The sequence below is a fragment of the Jeotgalibacillus proteolyticus genome (assembly GCF_050107735.1).
GTDB classification, from domain to species: Bacteria; Bacillota; Bacilli; order Bacillales; family Jeotgalibacillaceae; genus Jeotgalibacillus; species Jeotgalibacillus proteolyticus_A.
This window is the reverse complement of the sequence record NZ_JBNILO010000003.1, coordinates 12,067-29,111: the sequence shown is the minus strand read 5'-3', so window position 1 is coordinate 29,111 and position 17,045 is coordinate 12,067. Positions and strand designations below refer to the sequence as shown.

23 protein-coding genes are annotated in these 17,045 nt (G+C 38.8%); 19 read left to right on the top strand and 4 right to left on the bottom strand.

Translation table 11 applies throughout. The annotated features are described in order from the left end of the window. Positions 1-16 precede the first annotated feature (16 nt). Positions 17-676 carry a phosphate signaling complex protein PhoU gene (gene phoU, locus ACQCT8_RS05460; RefSeq protein ID WP_426869206.1) on the top strand — a complete coding sequence of 220 codons (660 nt, stop codon included), beginning with the start codon at positions 17-19 and terminating at the stop codon, positions 674-676. A 476-nt stretch (positions 677-1,152) separates the two neighbouring features. Here the strand turns inward: phoU and ACQCT8_RS05455 are convergent, their stop codons facing one another. Further along, on the bottom strand, positions 1,153-1,614 hold the full coding sequence (locus ACQCT8_RS05455) for a hypothetical protein (RefSeq protein ID WP_426869204.1): 462 nt from the start codon (positions 1,612-1,614) through the stop codon (positions 1,153-1,155). A 10-nt stretch (positions 1,615-1,624) separates the two neighbouring features. Continuing rightward, positions 1,625-1,993, bottom strand: coding sequence for a hypothetical protein (locus tag ACQCT8_RS05450; RefSeq protein ID WP_426869202.1), 369 nt, complete (start codon positions 1,991-1,993; stop codon positions 1,625-1,627). Positions 1,994-2,205: 212 nt separating this feature from the next. On the opposite strand from ACQCT8_RS05450, the gene rpmG reads away from it, so the two are divergent. The 9 genes from rpmG to ACQCT8_RS05405 all read left to right on the top strand — a co-directional run bounded on the left by rpmG (position 2,206) and on the right by ACQCT8_RS05405 (position 11,045). Further along, positions 2,206-2,355 carry a 50S ribosomal protein L33 gene (gene rpmG / locus ACQCT8_RS05445; RefSeq protein ID WP_039809691.1) on the top strand — a complete coding sequence of 50 codons (150 nt, stop codon included), beginning with the start codon at positions 2,206-2,208 and terminating at the stop codon, positions 2,353-2,355. An 84-nt stretch (positions 2,356-2,439) separates the two neighbouring features. Then, positions 2,440-3,009 carry a 5-formyltetrahydrofolate cyclo-ligase gene (locus ACQCT8_RS05440; protein ID WP_426869199.1) on the top strand — a complete coding sequence of 190 codons (570 nt, stop codon included), beginning with the start codon at positions 2,440-2,442 and terminating at the stop codon, positions 3,007-3,009. Between the two features lie 82 nt (positions 3,010-3,091). Then, positions 3,092-4,645, top strand: coding sequence for a rhomboid family intramembrane serine protease (locus ACQCT8_RS05435; RefSeq protein ID WP_426869197.1), 1,554 nt, complete (start codon positions 3,092-3,094; stop codon positions 4,643-4,645). 101 nt (positions 4,646-4,746) lie between these two features. Continuing rightward, the gene (locus ACQCT8_RS05430) at positions 4,747-4,962 is read left to right on the top strand and encodes a YqgQ family protein (protein WP_426869863.1); all 216 of its coding nucleotides are present in this window, start codon (positions 4,747-4,749) and stop codon (positions 4,960-4,962) included. 2 nt (positions 4,963-4,964) lie between these two features. Beyond that, positions 4,965-5,930 carry an ROK family glucokinase gene (locus ACQCT8_RS05425; protein ID WP_426869195.1) on the top strand — a complete coding sequence of 322 codons (966 nt, stop codon included), beginning with the start codon at positions 4,965-4,967 and terminating at the stop codon, positions 5,928-5,930. A gap of 385 nt (positions 5,931-6,315) precedes the next feature. Further along, positions 6,316-8,220 carry an LTA synthase family protein gene (locus ACQCT8_RS05420; protein WP_426869193.1) on the top strand — a complete coding sequence of 635 codons (1,905 nt, stop codon included), beginning with the start codon at positions 6,316-6,318 and terminating at the stop codon, positions 8,218-8,220. A 105-nt stretch (positions 8,221-8,325) separates the two neighbouring features. Then, positions 8,326-9,519, top strand: a complete 1,194-nt coding sequence (locus ACQCT8_RS05415) for a M14 family metallopeptidase (protein WP_426869191.1) — start codon at positions 8,326-8,328, stop codon at positions 9,517-9,519. 107 nt (positions 9,520-9,626) lie between these two features. Then, positions 9,627-10,727 (top strand): hypothetical protein, encoded by a 1,101-nt coding sequence (locus ACQCT8_RS05410; RefSeq protein ID WP_426869189.1) that lies wholly within the window; start codon positions 9,627-9,629, stop codon positions 10,725-10,727. After that, the gene (locus ACQCT8_RS05405; RefSeq protein ID WP_426869187.1) at positions 10,728-11,045 is read left to right on the top strand and encodes an MTH1187 family thiamine-binding protein; all 318 of its coding nucleotides are present in this window, start codon (positions 10,728-10,730) and stop codon (positions 11,043-11,045) included. A gap of 69 nt (positions 11,046-11,114) precedes the next feature. Here ACQCT8_RS05405 and ACQCT8_RS05400 read toward each other — a convergent pair whose 3' ends face one another. Next, positions 11,115-11,285, bottom strand: coding sequence for a DUF2759 domain-containing protein (locus ACQCT8_RS05400; RefSeq protein ID WP_041059290.1), 171 nt, complete (start codon positions 11,283-11,285; stop codon positions 11,115-11,117). A gap of 196 nt (positions 11,286-11,481) precedes the next feature. Here ACQCT8_RS05400 and ACQCT8_RS05395 point away from each other — a divergent pair, with 196 nt between their 5' ends. Next, complete coding sequence (locus ACQCT8_RS05395; protein WP_426869185.1) at positions 11,482-12,117, top strand: MBL fold metallo-hydrolase; 636 nt, start codon at positions 11,482-11,484, stop codon at positions 12,115-12,117. A 58-nt stretch (positions 12,118-12,175) separates the two neighbouring features. On the opposite strand, the gene ACQCT8_RS05390 is transcribed toward ACQCT8_RS05395, so the two are convergent. Next, positions 12,176-12,418, bottom strand: coding sequence for a DUF2626 domain-containing protein (locus ACQCT8_RS05390; RefSeq protein WP_278239490.1), 243 nt, complete (start codon positions 12,416-12,418; stop codon positions 12,176-12,178). A gap of 358 nt (positions 12,419-12,776) precedes the next feature. Between ACQCT8_RS05390 and ACQCT8_RS05385 the strand changes: the two genes are divergently transcribed. From ACQCT8_RS05385 to ACQCT8_RS05350, 8 genes are all read left to right on the top strand, one after another. After that, positions 12,777-13,157, top strand: a complete 381-nt coding sequence (locus ACQCT8_RS05385; RefSeq protein ID WP_426869183.1) for a Spx/MgsR family RNA polymerase-binding regulatory protein — start codon at positions 12,777-12,779, stop codon at positions 13,155-13,157. A 147-nt stretch (positions 13,158-13,304) separates the two neighbouring features. Beyond that, a complete protein-coding gene (gene comGA / locus ACQCT8_RS05380) occupies positions 13,305-14,363 on the top strand; it encodes a competence type IV pilus ATPase ComGA (protein WP_426869181.1) in 1,059 nt (352 codons plus the stop codon). Beyond that, positions 14,335-15,348 carry a competence type IV pilus assembly protein ComGB gene (comGB, locus tag ACQCT8_RS05375; protein WP_426869179.1) on the top strand — a complete coding sequence of 338 codons (1,014 nt, stop codon included), beginning with the start codon at positions 14,335-14,337 and terminating at the stop codon, positions 15,346-15,348. The genes comGA and comGB overlap by 29 nt, the downstream gene beginning before the upstream one ends. A 9-nt stretch (positions 15,349-15,357) precedes the next feature. Beyond that, positions 15,358-15,696 carry a competence type IV pilus major pilin ComGC gene (comGC, locus tag ACQCT8_RS05370; RefSeq protein WP_426869177.1) on the top strand — a complete coding sequence of 113 codons (339 nt, stop codon included), beginning with the start codon at positions 15,358-15,360 and terminating at the stop codon, positions 15,694-15,696. Further along, positions 15,680-16,126, top strand: a complete 447-nt coding sequence (gene comGD / locus ACQCT8_RS05365) for a competence type IV pilus minor pilin ComGD (protein WP_426869175.1) — start codon at positions 15,680-15,682, stop codon at positions 16,124-16,126. The genes comGC and comGD overlap by 17 nt, the downstream gene beginning before the upstream one ends. Beyond that, entirely contained in the window at positions 16,113-16,421 is a 309-nt protein-coding gene (locus tag ACQCT8_RS05360) for a hypothetical protein (RefSeq protein WP_426869173.1), read from the top strand. The genes comGD and ACQCT8_RS05360 overlap by 14 nt, the downstream gene beginning before the upstream one ends. Continuing rightward, entirely contained in the window at positions 16,378-16,836 is a 459-nt protein-coding gene (comGF, locus tag ACQCT8_RS05355) for a competence type IV pilus minor pilin ComGF (RefSeq protein ID WP_426869171.1), read from the top strand. Before ACQCT8_RS05360 ends, comGF begins: the two co-directional genes overlap by 44 nt. Continuing rightward, positions 16,796-17,044 carry a hypothetical protein gene (locus ACQCT8_RS05350; RefSeq protein ID WP_426869170.1) on the top strand — a complete coding sequence of 83 codons (249 nt, stop codon included), beginning with the start codon at positions 16,796-16,798 and terminating at the stop codon, positions 17,042-17,044. The genes comGF and ACQCT8_RS05350 overlap by 41 nt, the downstream gene beginning before the upstream one ends. The last annotated feature ends 1 nt before the right edge of the window (position 17,045 follow it).

The following is a 17,045-nucleotide window of genomic DNA, read 5'->3' as shown; positions in this document are numbered from 1 at the left end:
TTGGGGAGGAATTTAGATGTCTGTTAGAGAAAGATATGAAGCGGATCTTGCAGAATTGAATCGAAAAATCGTAGAGCTGGGAACGTTTGCTCAAAAAGCACTGGACCGGTCTCTGAAAGCCCTAGAAAACCATGATATTGAAGATTCTTTGCTTATTATGGATGAAGATATTAAAGCAAACAGAATCGAAGAAGAAATTAATGACCAGGCTATTCTGCTTATTGCAAAACAACAGCCGGTAGCGACTGATTTAAGAAGAGTCATTGTAGCGATTAAAATTGCTGCTGACTTAGAAAGAATCGCTGATTTTGCAGTGAATATTGCAAAATCTACTATTCGAATCGGTGATGATCCATTTGTTAAGCCAATTGAACATATTCATGAAATGCATCTGGAGACGTCTAGAATGATCGCACTTGTTCTTGAAGCCTTCATAGATGAGGATATAGTGAAAGCAAAGCAAATTGCCGATATGGATGACAAGGTTGATTCGTTATATGGTCAGACGATTCAGGACCTGTTAAGCATTAGTGCAAACAAACCTGAAAAATTGTCTCAAATTACGCAGCTTTCATTTATTTGCAGATATCTAGAAAGAGCAGCTGATCATGTGACGAATATTTCAGAAAATATTTTTTACCTTGTAAAAGGTACGAGATATGAACTGAATAAATAATATTAGCTTCATAAAAAGTTTAAACCCCTGACAATCATTTTTGTCAGGGGTTTTTTATCTGCTGTATTAACTGGCACATCGAAATGATTGTGTATAAGCCACCGTTTGTTGTGAATAGTGCCATTAAATTTAGTGGAATCAGTTACTGATCAAAGAGACTTGGGGCTTCGAAGAAAAGGAAATATGTAGAATAAAGCTGTGCGAGTCCTTCAAAATGGAAATGTACTTATCAAGGAATTGGGTTATAGCTGAAAAGAAAAAAATGAGGCAAAGTATAGTAGTAAGAGGTGAGCGGAGTTGAAAGTGGCGGCACCAACAGGATAATAAGGCTCTAGCCCTCGTCCCTGCGGAAACATACTAACAATAACAGCACAAACCAAGGAAATGGTTTGTGCTGTTATTGTTTTTGTAGAAGTGAAGAGAAGTCGTGCGGACGCTTGGATCTTAGAATCCAAATGATGAAACAAGAAAAAATCTTATCTTGTAATTAATTCAGCAATTTCTTCTATTGAAAGAGAAGAGTTCACATCATATTTACCAATTTGAATGTTTTCTGTTAATTGCTGCTCGTTCAGGTACTCATCCAGTTTTGAAGCTTCTTCGATAATCTCAAATTCTTCAAGTTCCTGACTAATTTCAGGAGAGGTCATTCCAGGCTCAATAGTTAAGATGAATCGAGTAGTGGCGGGGGCTGCATTTGATTCGCCAGATGCTTCTTTAGATTTGCTAAGCTCAATTACTCTGTTTTCCCACTCTTTGATCTGAGCATTGAGAGAATCATGTTCCTCTTTGGTTAATGTTACTGTATTTGCCGAATCTGCGCTGGCGGAAGCTGAAGTCTGCTGATCTTCATCAGTAAAGTATAAACTCGCAGCAAACATAATAAACCCTCCTGCGAGCATTCCTGCAGCCAAAGCCCGTATGGTGCTTCGATCCATTTTTATTTCCTCACTTTCTTGATTGAATAATGGATTGTACTTCTTCTTTTGGAAGAGAAGACAAAGTTATAATCTGATCAGTGGACACGCCTTGCTTATGTAAAGAAAGTACCTGATTTACAATAATTTCATTGATCGGTTTCTTTTGAACCGTTTTTGGTGCTGACGGAGCTTTTTTTGATGGAATAAATTTTGTATCGACCATCAGCTCCTCTTCAAGTACTTTTATTCTTTTTTTAAGCTGAGATATTTCCTGATAAAGGTTCATGGATAAATCTTCAATTTCCTGTTCGTTTGATTTTGAACGGTCTTTAATAAAAAATGACAGTACAAGTAACAAAATGACAATTCCCGCGACGATTAAAGCGGCTGTCTGCATAGTTTCACCCCCATATGAATACGTACAATATTGTAACATGAGCCTATTCGTTCGTGTGATTAGTTTTAAAAATATGTATCATTATTTATCAACAATTAATTTTATGAATTGGGTTCTTCAGTATAGATTTTTTATTTTAATAGTGGTATTATTGAAAAGTCGTATGAAATCGAATAGCTAAATTAGCATTTGAATGTTTGGAGGGATAAGACATGCGTGTAAACATTACACTTGCTTGCACTGAGACTGGTGATCGTAATTACATCACTACGAAGAACAAGCGTAACAACCCAGATCGTATTGAACTTAAAAAATATAGTCCACGTTTGAAGAAAGTGACTCTTCACCGCGAGACTAAATAATGTTTTACAGTTGCCAGAAATGTTGTATTCAACGTTTCTGGCATTTTTTAATTGTCCAGATGCATATGAAGAGGGAGGAATAAGATGAGTAAACAAGAACTAAGAAAGCAAATGAGTTCGATCTTAAAAAAAAATAGTAATGAATCCATACAAAGCCGTTCAAAAGGCATTCAAGAAAATTTATATCAAACAAATGATTGGAAACAATCAAAAAGCATTGGCATTACAATTTCCCGATTTCCTGAAGTCGATACGTTCTCTATTATCAGACGTGCCTGGGAGGAAGAAAAAATGGTTTCTGTCCCGAAATGTCAGCGCGTTGACAGAAGTATGTGTTTTTACAAAATTCAAAGTTTTACTGAAGTGGAGCCTTCGTTTTTTGGACTGCTTGAACCGATAGACTCACTTGAGACCACTGCATCTGATCAAATCGATCTCATGATTGTCCCTGGAATTGCTTATACTAAGGAAGGATACAGACTTGGTTATGGCGGCGGATATTACGACCGGTATTTACAGCACTACAAAGGGGCAACTGTTTCTTTATGTTTTGATGAACAGCTGATAGAAAGTGTTCCGATAGAACCCCATGATCAGCCTGTTGATCTCGTCATCGGAGAGTCATTTGCTTTTGGGAAGGGATACCAGAAATGAGCAGGCATTCTTTCTTTACATCTTTTCCAGTCATTCGATATAGTTATAAGACCAATGGTTGCAGCGGAAAGAAGTGAGCTAATTGATTGAAAAAGCATATAAAGAGTTTTGGCATGCAGCTTATTACTTACTTATGATCCAGCAGTATCGCCTTATCAGTCTTTCTCCCAACCACAACGAAATATGGCTTGAGAGTGGGGATGCGAAAGACTCTGCAATAGTCAGGCTTTACTATTCCGGCTCATTGCTGACAACGAAAGAGAGCTTAAATGAATTTCTTCAAAAAGATATGTCCTCTTTGTTTGCCAAGTCAGAGGAAATACGAAAACACCTAAAAAAACGCAAGCTCACAATTGAAAACTGTTTATTTTTTCATTTCTCTGAGAGTGAAAATGAAAAATGGAATACAGAAGAGAATTTCGTGGAAAAGAATGAAAGGATTACTGTTCGTACGGTAACTGTAACGCCAATTACTGATAGTGTTTCGACAGGGGATAATCACCTATTGTTTAGATCCAGCCCTGAAGAAGCTAATCATGAACTAGAGGTTATTGAGCACGCCCACATATTTAAAAGATTAGTACAGGAGCATGTGAAAGAGCAGAAAAAAAAGGAGCAGGAGTTATTTAATGCTTCAAAGCCTATTTGGAGCTACTTGCTAATTGCTGTTCATTTAATTATCTTCTATTTACTAGAAAGAAATGGTGGAAGCACTAATACCCAGACGTTAATCGATTTTGGAGCTAAGTATAACCCGCTGATTACTGAAGGGGAATGGTATAGACTCATCACACCAATGTTTCTTCATATTGGATTTCTGCATTTATTTATGAATACACTTGCTCTTTTTTATTTGGGACCTCTGATTGAGAGGATTTTTGGCGGGTGGCGCCTTCTTATACTATATATGACCGCCGGATTTACAGGTTCACTAATGAGCTATGTATTTTCTTTTGCGATATCAGCAGGAGCAAGCGGAGCGATATTTGGATGTTTTGGAGCGCTTCTTTACTTTGGACTGCGTCATACCAAAATATTCTTCAGAACAATGGGTACAAACGTTTTAGTTGTCATAGGAATTAATCTCGCCTTTGGTTTTACCATTCCCGGTATAGATAATGCTGCTCACATAGGAGGATTAGTTGGAGGTTTTCTCGCTGCCGGTTTTGTTTCACTGCCAAATGAGAAGAATGCAGCAAAAAAAGTTCTTTATTTTTTGACTGTACTCTTATGGGTTTCTCTTTCGGTTTATGCAGGGTTAAATGGATCATTCGTTCAAAAAGATCCAATGTCAGTTAACGCTCTTGCTCAGGAAAGTATAAAAAACGGAGAACTCGAGATGGCCTATGGGCATCTGTCCGCTTTGGAGAAAATCGGAGAAGCTACACCAGAAACCTACTTTCTGCTGGCATTTATTCAATTACAGGAAGAGAACTATGAAGATGGGAAAGTTAATCTTGAAAAAGCAATAGATGGCCGCGGTCATTTTCATGAGGCACACTACAACCTTGCATTGGTGTATTTGGAAATGGGTGACAGCGAAAAAGCAATGACTCATGCAGAGGCAGCCTTATCCATTGAATCGGAGCATGAACCCTATGAGGAGTTGGTCAACAGGTTAAAAGATGAACGTTGATCTCTTTCAGTACCCTTTCGTGCATTGCTATTGAGGTTGTGGTTTTAATCGATTATACTTGTTGATGAGATCTTTGAACGGGGGACAGTTTTAAAATGGACCTGGCAACAATTTTGGATGTGCAGCAGCTATTAAAGCGTTTTGGCATATTTGTTTACATAGGAGACCGCAAGACGAATTTAGAAATGATGGAAGTTGAAATAAAGGAGCTTTATCATTCCAATCTCATTAATATTCAGGAATTCCAAAAAGCAGTCCTGCTTTTAAGAAGTGAAATTCAACATGAAAATAATTCTGGACGGACAGGTGATCGATAAAGATGGAAAAATTGATTATAGGTGTGGATATAGGCGGTACAACAGTAAAAATGGCATTAATCCAGGAAAGTGGAGACATAATGGAAAAGTGGGTCATTTCCACCAATACTAAAAATAACGGAATTCAAATCATTCCTGATATTGCAGCTGCTATAAAAAGCAAGATAACGGAAAGGTCCATTGACCCTTCCAGCATTTTAGGGATAGGTGTAGGAGCTCCGGGACCTGTAAATATGCAGACTGGAATTCTTTATACAGCAGTTAATATTGGCTGGGAGAAACCGGTTGCTTTACGCGATGAACTTCAAGCTTTAACAGATCTGCCAGTTGTAATTGAAAATGATGCAAATGTGGCAGCGCTTGGCGAGATGTGGAAAGGCGCTGGTGACGGTGCGAGAGATGTGATTTGCGTTACATTAGGGACAGGTGTAGGAGGCGGCGTTATCGTTAATGGCGATATTGCACATGGAATCAAAGGAGCAGCGGGAGAGATCGGCCATATTACGGCAGTACCAGTGGACGGTTATTATTGTAACTGCGGAAAATATGGCTGCCTTGAAACCGTAGCATCTGCAACAGGGGTTATTCGTCTGGCAACGGATGAACTTAACCAGAATGATGAGCCTTCTGTTTTAAGGGATATTCTCCATGAGCAGGGACGTTTAACAGCGAAAGCAATCTTTGAAGCCGCTCAAAAAGAAGATCAGGCTGCTCTTAGAATTGTAGATAAATTGACTTTTTATCTGGGATTGTCTCTGGCAAACCTTGGGAGCGCACTGAATCCCGAAAAGATTGTGATTGGTGGAGGCGTATCTCATGCAGGTGACACTCTGTTAAAGCCTTTAAGAGCCAAGTTTAAAGAATATGCATTTCCAACTGTTGCGGAATCTACAACGATAGAAGTAGCAACATTAGGCAATGATGCAGGTGTAATTGGTGCTGCCTGGCTGATTAAATATAAACATTAACAGCTGAGACTATTCAAACAAATGATTTCCTATATTCACCTCTTGAAAATAAGTATTTATATTTTAATACTTTCATACGATACTGATCCAAGCTGTCATTCTTGAAATGGCAGCTTTTTTATGTATAATGAATAATTGTTGTCATAGAGCGATGATCGGCTATTTATTAAGGAAATATTAATGAATTTCTCATAAAGTGAAACTTTTACAGGTTTAATACGTCTATAAAGGTGGAAATGTAAATAAGATCTTAAAGTTGTGTAAAGATTGATTTGCAATTATGAAGAAATAGAGGTATTATAATGACTTACCTGAAGTTATCATCCACATATTTGAAATTAATTGAAGAATATTCTAATTACGTACTGTTTGAGGAGGAAAGAGAATGAACAAAAAATGGTCAATGCCAAAGCTTTCTCTTGTCATTATAGCCATTGCGTTCTTATGGATTAAGACCTATGTGTCTTATTATGCAGCGTTTAGCATTCAAATCGATAACATGATGCAGGCAATAATATTATTTATTAACCCGCTAAGCTTTTTGCTTTTAATTTTTGGTGTAGCATTATTTATTAAAAAAGAGAAAAATAGAAACATATACGTGATAGCGACTTCAGCTGTCCTTACACTTATTCTTTTTGCGAATATGGTGTTCTACCGTTTCTTTAATGACTTTATCACACTTCCTGTACTGTTTCAGACAAGCAACTTTGGCGACTTAGGCGGAAGTGCACTTGAAAATGTTTACTGGACAGATGCTTTGTACTTCATTGACGTTTTATTGCTGATTGCAATCGTTAAACTGAAGCCTGCATTTATTGGATTCAGAGAAACAACCAAAATCAACAGAAGAGCTTATTTTCTTGTGGCGATCGCTACATTCTTCTTTAATTTAGGACTTGCTGAAACAGAACGCCCGCAATTGCTGACAAGAACATTTGACAGAGAAATGCTGGTAAAGAATATCGGGACATATAATTATCATCTATATGATATTTATTTGCAGTCCAAGCAGTCAGCACAGAGAGCTCTGGCAGATAGCAGCGAGCTTGTAGATGTTAATAATTACGTTGAAACGAAACAAACCAACTCTGCCGATCAATTTCAAGGAATCGCAGAAGGTAAGAACTTAATTGTTGTAAAATTGGAGTCCACCCAGAATTTTGTCATTAATAATGAAATGAATGGGGAGACTATTACTCCTTTCCTGAACTCTTTAACAGAGGACCAGGATACGATTTATATGGATAATTTTTATCACCAGACTGAGCAAGGAAAAACGTCAGATTCTGAATTTCTGTTGGATAACTCATTATATCCGCTCGGACGGGGAGCCGTTTTCTTTACTCACAGCGGAAATGAATTTCAGACGTTGACAGACAGCTTAAACAATGAAGGGTATTTCACTTCAGCGATGCATGCTAACAATAAGAGTTTCTGGAACCGCGACATCGTGTATGAAAATTTTGGCTATGATCGATACTATTCTCTTCCTGACTACACTGTGGGGGAAGGTGAAGCTGTAAACTGGGGAATGAAGGATATACCGTTTTTCCAGCAGTCAGTTGATCATATGAAAGAAATGGACCAGCCATTTTATTCGAAGATGATTACTTTGACGAATCACCATCCATTTTATTTGGATGAAGAAGATAAGTTTATTGACGAGTATGACTCAAATTCAGGTACGTTAAACCGTTACTTCCAAACAGTTCGGTATACCGACGAAGCGATTAAAGAATTTTTTACTTCTTTAAAAGAATCCGGTCTGTATGAAGATTCCGTAATCGTAATGTATGGTGACCATTATGGTATTTCAGAAAATCATAATACCGCAATGGGTCAGTATTTGGACAAGGAAATTACTCCTTTTGAATCTACTCAGCTTCAACGAGTGCCAATGTTTATTCATGTGCCAGGTTCAGGGATTGGTACGACCGATCATTCTCTTGCAGGACAAATTGATTTAAAGCCTACAATTCAAAACCTGATGGGTATTGAAACAGGTAATTCCATTCAATTTGGTCAAAACATTTTTTCTGAAGAAAACGATGATTTTGTTATCTTGAGAGATGGCAGGTTTATTACTGAAGACCTTGTGTATGCGGGCGAAACATGCTGGGATAAAGAAACCGGCGAAGAAACAGATATGGAAGCCTGCGCACCTTTTAAAGAACGAGCTGATGAAGAACTGGCCTATAATGATGAAATAATATACGGTGATCTGCTTCGTTTCTATGACGCAGAAAACGGCCGTTTAATTGAAGACGATACGTTAATTGAAGAATAATATATATCTTAAAGTTTCGGGCTTCTCATTGTGAGAAGCCCGTTTTTTGTACTTTGAAGTGCTTAATTTCTGCAGATAGAATAAAGTTTAACAAGGGGGGAGATTATGGAGATTATTGTGCGTGCGGGGGATACCTTCCTATTGTATTCTCAGCTATTTTCAGTTCCACTTGATTTAATTGTAGACTCGAATGCGGATACCGATCCTAATCTGTTAGCAATTGGCCAAACGGTGAAAATTCCTGGATATATGATATGGCAGTATACAGTGCAGCCGGGAGATACTTTCTGGACCCTTCATAATCGCTTTTCAATACCTTTACAAAGGCTGTTATTTGTTAATCCAATGGTACAGCCGCAATACCTTAAGATAGGAAGCATATTACGGGTTCCGGTGCGCCTCGAAAATCAGCCCCTTATTCGTTCAAAAGAATATGCATTCGATGAATTGGAGCAGGATATAAACCAATTAAAATCTGCGTATCCATTTTTAACAATTACGGAAATAGGAACTTCTGTAGAAGGCAAGCCAATTTATATGATCAGGGTAGGAAAAGGCTCACGCCGGGTTCAATGGAATGCCTCCTTCCATGCAAATGAATGGATTACGTCTCCTATTTTAATGTCACTTCTTAATGAACATTTATGGCATTTGACCAATACAGAGTCCAACAGCCACAGTGATAGAATTAAAACCTATAGTGAGTGTTCTCTTTATATAATCGGCATGGTTAACCCGGATGGTGTTGATTTAGTGGTGAAAGGACCAACCGAAGCGAATGAAGAGTCTGTAGTCGCGATTAATAATGGATCGGAAGATTTCTCTGGCTGGAAAGCAAATATTAACGGTGTAGATTTAAATGATCAATTTCCTGCAGGATGGGAGCTCGAAAAAGAACGAACAAACGTGACCTCTCCTTCCCCCAGAGACTTCCCGGGGAATGCTCCTCTTGACCAGCCTGAATCACAAGCCATGGCAGAACTAGCAAATCAAATCCCTTTCGATATGATGATAGCGCTGCACACTCAGGGGGCTGAATTTTATTGGGGATATGAAGGTCTTGAACCAGCCATATCCCAGCTCTATGCCTCCGTGTTCAGCGAGATTAGCGGGTACAGGGCAGTTCGCTATGTAGATAGCCACGCAGGTTATAAAGATTGGTTTATTTTGGAGTTTAGAAAACCAGGTTTTACATTCGAACTGGGCAAAGGGGTTAATCCTCTTCCGCTGGATCAGTTTTCTGAAATTTACAACGCAATGAATCCTGTCTTTATTCGAAGTATAAAAGGTATTACGTAAAAGAAAACATGGAATATGGGAAACTTTCACCTTTCGCATTCGTCCAGATAAGTATATGCTTATTAGAAAGCCGGATGGATACGGATGCGAATAGGAGGAAGGATTGTGTGCAAAGAGTAATGGTAATGATAGGGTTCATCCTTTTGATCGTATCTGGTTGCAGAAGTGACGCTGCGGAATCGCCGCTGCCTATAAAAAACAATCCAGATTATATGGACAAGCAGGCGGCGCCGATTATTCTTCCTGCTAAGACTTTTTACAAAGTAGTGGACTGGGAGAACGATGAATCCTTTCTTTTTGTTCAGCAGGAAGGGTCGCAAGCAAGCATTAAATCCTACGATATTAATACAGGAGACGTACATAAATTATCCTCAGTCGATGGAATCATCGTTAATGCTTCGCTCAGTCCTGCTAAAAAATTTTTACTGCTTCACCTGGCAGTAGATAGTCAAACCGCAAAAGTTATCATCATGGATATGGAGAACAGAGAAGAAATTTGGGAAAAGGAAATCCGTTCATATGACTTGACTTATGACTGGAATCCATTTAATGAATCTCAAATTTTATTTACAGTTTTTCAGGAAGATTGGGAATACAAAGTGTGGCATGCTGACAGCCGTACTAGCAGCTGGAAAGAAATAAAGAATCTTCCCCCTTTTTACAAATGGAAGACCAAGGACTCTGTCATGTATCAAGAATGGAAAGAAGGAGGCTCTGAATCTGCTTCTGCTTTAATGGAGCTCTATATTCAAAATAAGAAAGTAGAACGGATTGACCCTGCTATTTTGGCATTTGATTTTATGGCTCCATACCTTCTTACTGTTTATGTAAATGCCGAAACGAATATGTACGATTACAAAATCAGTCAATCAGGCAAAGAAATTTCACAATTTTTTATACCTGGATTTAAAGTGTTTTCTGACTGGGTAATTCCTCAGCATGATTTCATCCCTCATACGAACGAATTGATCATGTTTAAACCGAATACAAAAGGGGTATCAGAATTTGGAGAAAAAACATTTTCAATGGTTCGAATGGATTTACATACAGGCGAGGAAAAAGTAATTAAGCAAACAGCTGATCATGCTCCTCTTGCCTGTTCGCCTAATGGTTCATATTGTCTTACTGGGCACAAGCTGTCCTATGCAGTTAACATGAATAACGGAGAAACGAAGCAGCTGATTATATATGAGGAGGAAATAGAATAAATGGCGATTATAGATATTACAGTAATACCAATTGGAACCGTAACTCCAAGTGTAAGCAGCTACGTAGCAAACATACAGAAAATTTTAGCTAAATGGGCAGCAGAAGGTGAAATCACGTATGAGCTGACGCCAATGAGCACGTTAATCGAAGGTGAATTAGCTCTTTTGTTTGAAGTAGTAAAAGAAATTCATGAATCCCCTTTTAATGAGGGTATTGAACGTGTTGCCACAAATATACGTATTGATGACAGAAGAGACCATAATGATCATTCCATGCAGAATAAGATGGCTTCGGTTCAGCATCGAATGGAACAATAAGAAAAGAGTTGACTTTTAAAGTCAACTCTTTTCTTATTGGCTTATGAGAAAAGCCATAATCTGCTTCAATTAAACCGGATACCCATCATAAACAATTGTCATGATCGTGAACCATCCGAAAACGCCGAGTGTTGCAAGACCAAATGCAATACCCATGATGTTTTTGCCCTTGAACGAAGAAAGCGTTCCAATTACAGCTAATATCGTGACTAATGCTAAGATAATTGTTAAGCCGTTCATTTCTATGCACTCCTTTCATTCCATTCACTCATTATAAGTATGATCGTTAATAGTGCTGCTTATATGCAAACTCTACTTATATTTTATATTTTTTTCTGAGCAATGTCGAGAACTAATCGTGACACTTTGGTGATGATGTGTAAAATCAAGTCAATATTTCATACGTACGTGATACACTAACGGTGAGGTGATGAAAATGGAATGGATACAAATGCCTTTAGGCCCTCTTCAAACCAATGCTTATATTTTATATGATAAAAATAACAGCTGTTTAATAGTGGATCCTGGAGAAGAGCCCGGCAAAGTTAAATTATTTATTGAAAAAAAGAAATTAAAACCTGCAGCCATTGTATTGACACACGCTCACTTTGATCATATAGGTGCAGTAGATGCATTGCGGAACGAATACAAAATTCCAGTTTACTTGCATGAAAACGAGCGTAAATGGCTTTCAGACCCGGAGAAAAACGGATCTGCACATTTTGCGGGAATTCCATTAATTCAAGCTGCAGATCCTGATCGAACCTTTTCAGAAGAAGGCGCTGTGGCTATCGAACATTGGACGTTCGAGCTATTATTTACACCTGGTCATTCACCGGGAAGTGTAAGCCTGTACTTTAAAGAAGAAGAACTTGTCATTTCGGGCGATGCACTATTTCAGGGGAGCATAGGCCGAACAGATTTAAGAGGAGGCAACCACCATCTTCTGCTAAAAAGCATTCATGAAAAACTCCTGAGTCTTCCTGAAGATACATATGTGCTGTCCGGTCATGGCCCTGTGACCACGATCCGCAGCGAGATGGACTCTAATCCATTTTTGAATGGTTTTTAATAGAGGCACAGATCTACAAAATAAGCCTCCAGCATATGTGCTGGAGGCTTATTTTGTATTAAAGCGGTCCGTTAAGCGGCATCTTGAAGGTCGTATAGTAAGTAAAACCTGCAAAGAAAAGCGTTAAGTATACAAAGAAAACATAAACATACATACGTTCAGATAATTTCAAATACCCTAGTAGGATGAAAAATCCCGTCTGGGCAAGGAAAAGCAATGATGTCTTAGGCATATGTCCAACATAAAATAGTACAGAAAAAATTCCAGTCCAGAAGCCCATGACACGATACATCTTATCCATCCAAATCCCTCCTTTATACGAACAATCCATCGATCTTATTATATAGGATAGCATATTGAAATGTAAATAACACATCACTTTGGATTGTGACAATAACGTGATTTTTAACAGGTAACCTATTACTGATCAGCTTTAAACCGGATGCTGCTAGTTTACCACGTTTATACAAGGATATTCAGGTTCCGACATTTGTTGCGATTTATTGAAGCTTTTACACAACAAAAAAAGAAAATAACTATTTTTATTATTTTTATGTAAAACAGGTGTACATCCTTTGTATAGGTGGTATACAATAATATATATACAAATACGATACAAAAGTTATACTAAAGTTATACAAAAAAGAGGAGGAAATAAAATGAACCCAATAACATTCTATACGTACCCCAGCTGTACATCATGCAGGAAAACAAAAAAGTGGCTTAAAGATAACGGTGTCGAATTTAACGAGCGTCACCTTTTCAGAGAAACTCCTTCCTACAGTGAACTACTTCAACTTCTTTCTCTTACGACAGAAGGCCTGGATGAAATATTGGCTACAAGAAGCCAGTCGTTTAAGAACCTGACTCAGGATGTTGAAGATCTTCCATTATCTGATGTTGTTAAATTGATTATAGAAGATCCTAAATTACTTAAGAGACCAATTTTGACTGATGGCAGCAACATGATCGTCGGCTATAATCCGGAGGGTTTAAGAAGTTTGTCAAATAAGAAAGAGGTATTAATGATGACTAGCTAGCGAAGGAGGGCCAAAGCCTTTCTTTTTTTTTATGGGGGTAGTATTTCCTTTGGGTATTTATTCTCTTCAGATAATTCAAAAAAAGATAGAATTTTTTGAAGGGATGTTGTATAGTGAAATGGAACCAAAATGAAAGGATGTGAAAAGATGACTTTTGGTACAGAGCGCTTTGCCGCTCATCTGCTAAAAGAAGCGTACACCAGAAATTGCTCCGACATTCACATGATACCCAGAGGGGAGGAAATAGTGATTCACTTCAGGATTTTAGGAGAACTAGTTCTGTATAAATCATTATCTGCTTCAATGGGAGACCGCTTGATCTCGCATTTTAAATTTAAATCCTCTCTTGACATCGGGGATAAGCGAAGACCGCAGAGCGGATCTTTTTCCGTAATGGTGAATGAAGAATTAGTCGCACTCAGGATATCAACCCTTCCCGCTTCCTCCTTTAAAGAAAGCCTTGTACTAAGGCTGCTTCCACAAACCTTTTCACTCCCGATTGAACGTCTTTCCCTTTTCTCAAAACCCGCCCAGCAGCTTTTATCTCTTGTGAGTTACTCTCATGGATTAATTTTATTTACCGGACCGACCGGCAGCGGAAAAACCACGACTTTGTATTCCCTCATCCAATATTGTGCAACCCACTTAAACCGCAACATCATCACCCTTGAAGACCCGATTGAAAGAAAGCAGGACCATGTTTTACAAGTGCAGATTAATGAACGGGCAGGTATTACGTATGCAGCAGGCTTAAAAGCAGTATTGAGGCATGATCCGGATATTATAATTGTCGGTGAAATTAGAGATGCCGAAACTGCTCAAATAGCGGTCCGTGCAGCTTTAAGCGGTCATTTGGTTCTTTCCACGCTACATGCGAAAAATGCACAAGGAGCTATTTATCGTATGCTCGACCTGGGAACTACTCTGGAGGAATTGAAGCAAACGCTTTTAGGAGTAACTGGCCAGCGGCTCGTAAAGCTTACTGAATCTATGCAGCCTCAAAGACGGGCATCCATCCTGGAAATTATCACAGGAACAGAACTTGCGGGCGTCATTAATCATTCAGCCCCGCTAAAAGAAAGAAGCACAATGAATAAATTGCTATTGAAAGGAGTGGCATTAGGATATGTCTCTGAGGAGGAGTATTTTCGGTGGAGGGAAGAAGAACCTGCTCATCATGCCCAAGCATCAAGGGCCCTTCCTTAAAAAACTGGGCGAACTCAAAGGAAACGGCTATCCATTAGATCGCGCAATCGAATTTTTGCTGCTGAGCCAGCAAGTTAATTTATCAGCCATTCACCATGAGGTTTTAAAGGATTTTTTAAACGGGCATTCTCTGAGTGACACGTTAAAGAAGCTGGGGTTTCCGTCTTTTGTATGCCTGCATATATATTTTGCAGAGAGGTTTGGAAATGTGGAAGCTACTTTAGCGGATACAGCCGTTCTTATGGAGCATAAAAGAAAAGAAACAAGGCGGCTGGCAAAGCTTTTACACTATCCTTTATTTTTATTTTGTTTGTTTCTGGTCATCTTAACTGTCCTGAACCTTTATTTACTCCCTCGATTTACCACACTTTATTCCTCTCTTGGACAAGATTCCAATGGTCTGGTATCCGTCATATCTTCTATGTTTAGTCAGCTTCCATATATCGTTGCAGGAGTGGCTATGCTGTGTCTGCTTTTTGGCGCTTGGTGTTTTTATTATTTTCGTACTAAAGATTCTCATGAAAGATGGACAACATTAGCTGGAATTCCCTTTATTGGCTATTATGTGCAGCATTATCACAGCTATGTATTTTCAAGAGAAGCTTCCTACCTTATGAAAGGAGGAATGTCATTTCAGGAAATGCTTAACGTGTTTGTATCGCAGCCTTACCGTAAACTTTATCATTATATGGGAGAATTTATCTCAGACGAGTTAAGCAGAGGTCAGTCTATGCACCAGACGCTGCTTCAGCTTCCTTATCTTACTGAAGAATTAAAAAGTATAACAGAGCATGGTGAGGAAAACGGCCAGCTGGAAGAAGAATGGCTTTTTTACAGCCGTTACTGTTTAAATTCGTTGGAAGAACGAACTGAAAAAATATTTTCTTTCATACAGCCGTGCCTTTTCGGACTGCTTGGTTTGGCTATTATTGGAGCTTATCTTGTCATTCTGCTGCCGCTATTTCAAATTATGCAAACAATTTAGGAGGAAAAAATGAAAAAGAAATTAACGAACGCATTGAAAAATAACCGGGGTTTTACTTTAATTGAAATGGTCATTGTTTTATTAGTTATTTCTATATTACTGGTAGTGAGTTTACCTAATATTTCTTCTCAAAGCAGTTCCATAAACGGGAAAGGGTGTCAGGCTTTTGAGCAGATGGTGCAGGCACAGGTAGAGTCCTATCGGTTAACGAACAATACACTGCCTGCCTCTATTGAAGCGCTGCAGACAGAAGGATATCTGAGAGAAGATGAAACGACTTGCCCGGACGGCAGAACACTTGAAATTAAAAGTACCGGGGAAGTGGCGATTGTTGAAGCTGCACAATAAAGGCTTCACGATGGTTGAACTGATGGTCGTTTTGCTGGTGATGACCGTGCTGGTTTCAGTGTGTGGATCTTTTGTATACAAATCGATGCAGATAAAAGAAGAAAGACTGTTTAAAGAGCAGCTGTCCCAGGATTTACACGATGCTCAGCTGACTGCATTAACGAGCGGAGAATATGTAAGCCTCTATTTTTATCCTCACACCTCTTATTACTATATCTTAAAAGGCTCCGGTTCCCAGGAAAAGTATCTAGCGAAAAGAGAGCTGCCGGATTCTATTAAAATATTGGATACCACAACCCTGCCTGCATTTAAATTTTTACCCTCCGGCAGTACAAATACATTCGGTTCGCTGCGTTTTTCTGTTAACGGTAATCCTTACAGTGTTCACTATTTTCTCGGCAGGGGGAGGTTTTATATTGCTGAAGGGTGATAGGGGTTTTGCTGTTTATGAAGCCATTGTTTCTTTGGGATGTATTGTCTTTCTTTGTGCTGCAATTATCCCTGTTTTATCACACTCTGTAATGAAAGTGGATGAGTCTAAAAGAAAAGCTGCTTCCTGGGTTATTCTTACAGAGCAATTACAAAGTATTCAGTACACTGGTGATTACCAGGAAAATATCCATAGAGACGGTATCGTTTATACCACAACTTGGACAGAAAATGAAAGGATTTGTATAAGGTATGAAAATCGATCGTCTTCGTTGTCTGAAACGTGTATTCAATAAGGATAACGCGGGCTTTACTCTTGTGGAGGCAGTTCTATGTCTGGCCGTTCTCACTATCATTGCGGCGCTGATGCCTTTACTATATGCAAATCTTTATTCTGTAAATCATCAACTAGAAGAATCTATTCATAAAGAATGGGACTTGTTTTCTATCCAATTTCGGAATGAAGTCATGCTGCACGATGTTGAGAAGATTGAACCAAAAAGACTGACGTTAAAAAGTAAGGAGGGGGACACGATTGTGTTCTCTCTCTATGGTTCTCTGCTGAGGCGTCAGGTGAACGGAACAGGACACGAGGTTTATTTAACCTCAATAAAGGAACTGTCTTTCTCGTCCTCGGACGCAATGATCGGATTGGAGGTAAAATTTTTAAATGAGAAGCAAAGAGAAGGCAGATTTATGGACCATTATTAAAGGCCAATCCGGCAGTCTGATGCTGCCTGCAATTCTCCTGTTCGCCACCGTTTTATTTATCGGCGGAGGAATTTCAGCCACCTGCATTTCGCAAATTACTCACTACGAAAAAATCAGCGGATACTACAAGAAGGAAGCAATGGTTGAATTAAATAAGGTAAAAAGGATAAGATCAGTAGAAAGCAGTTCTACTACTCAAGTTCATTAAA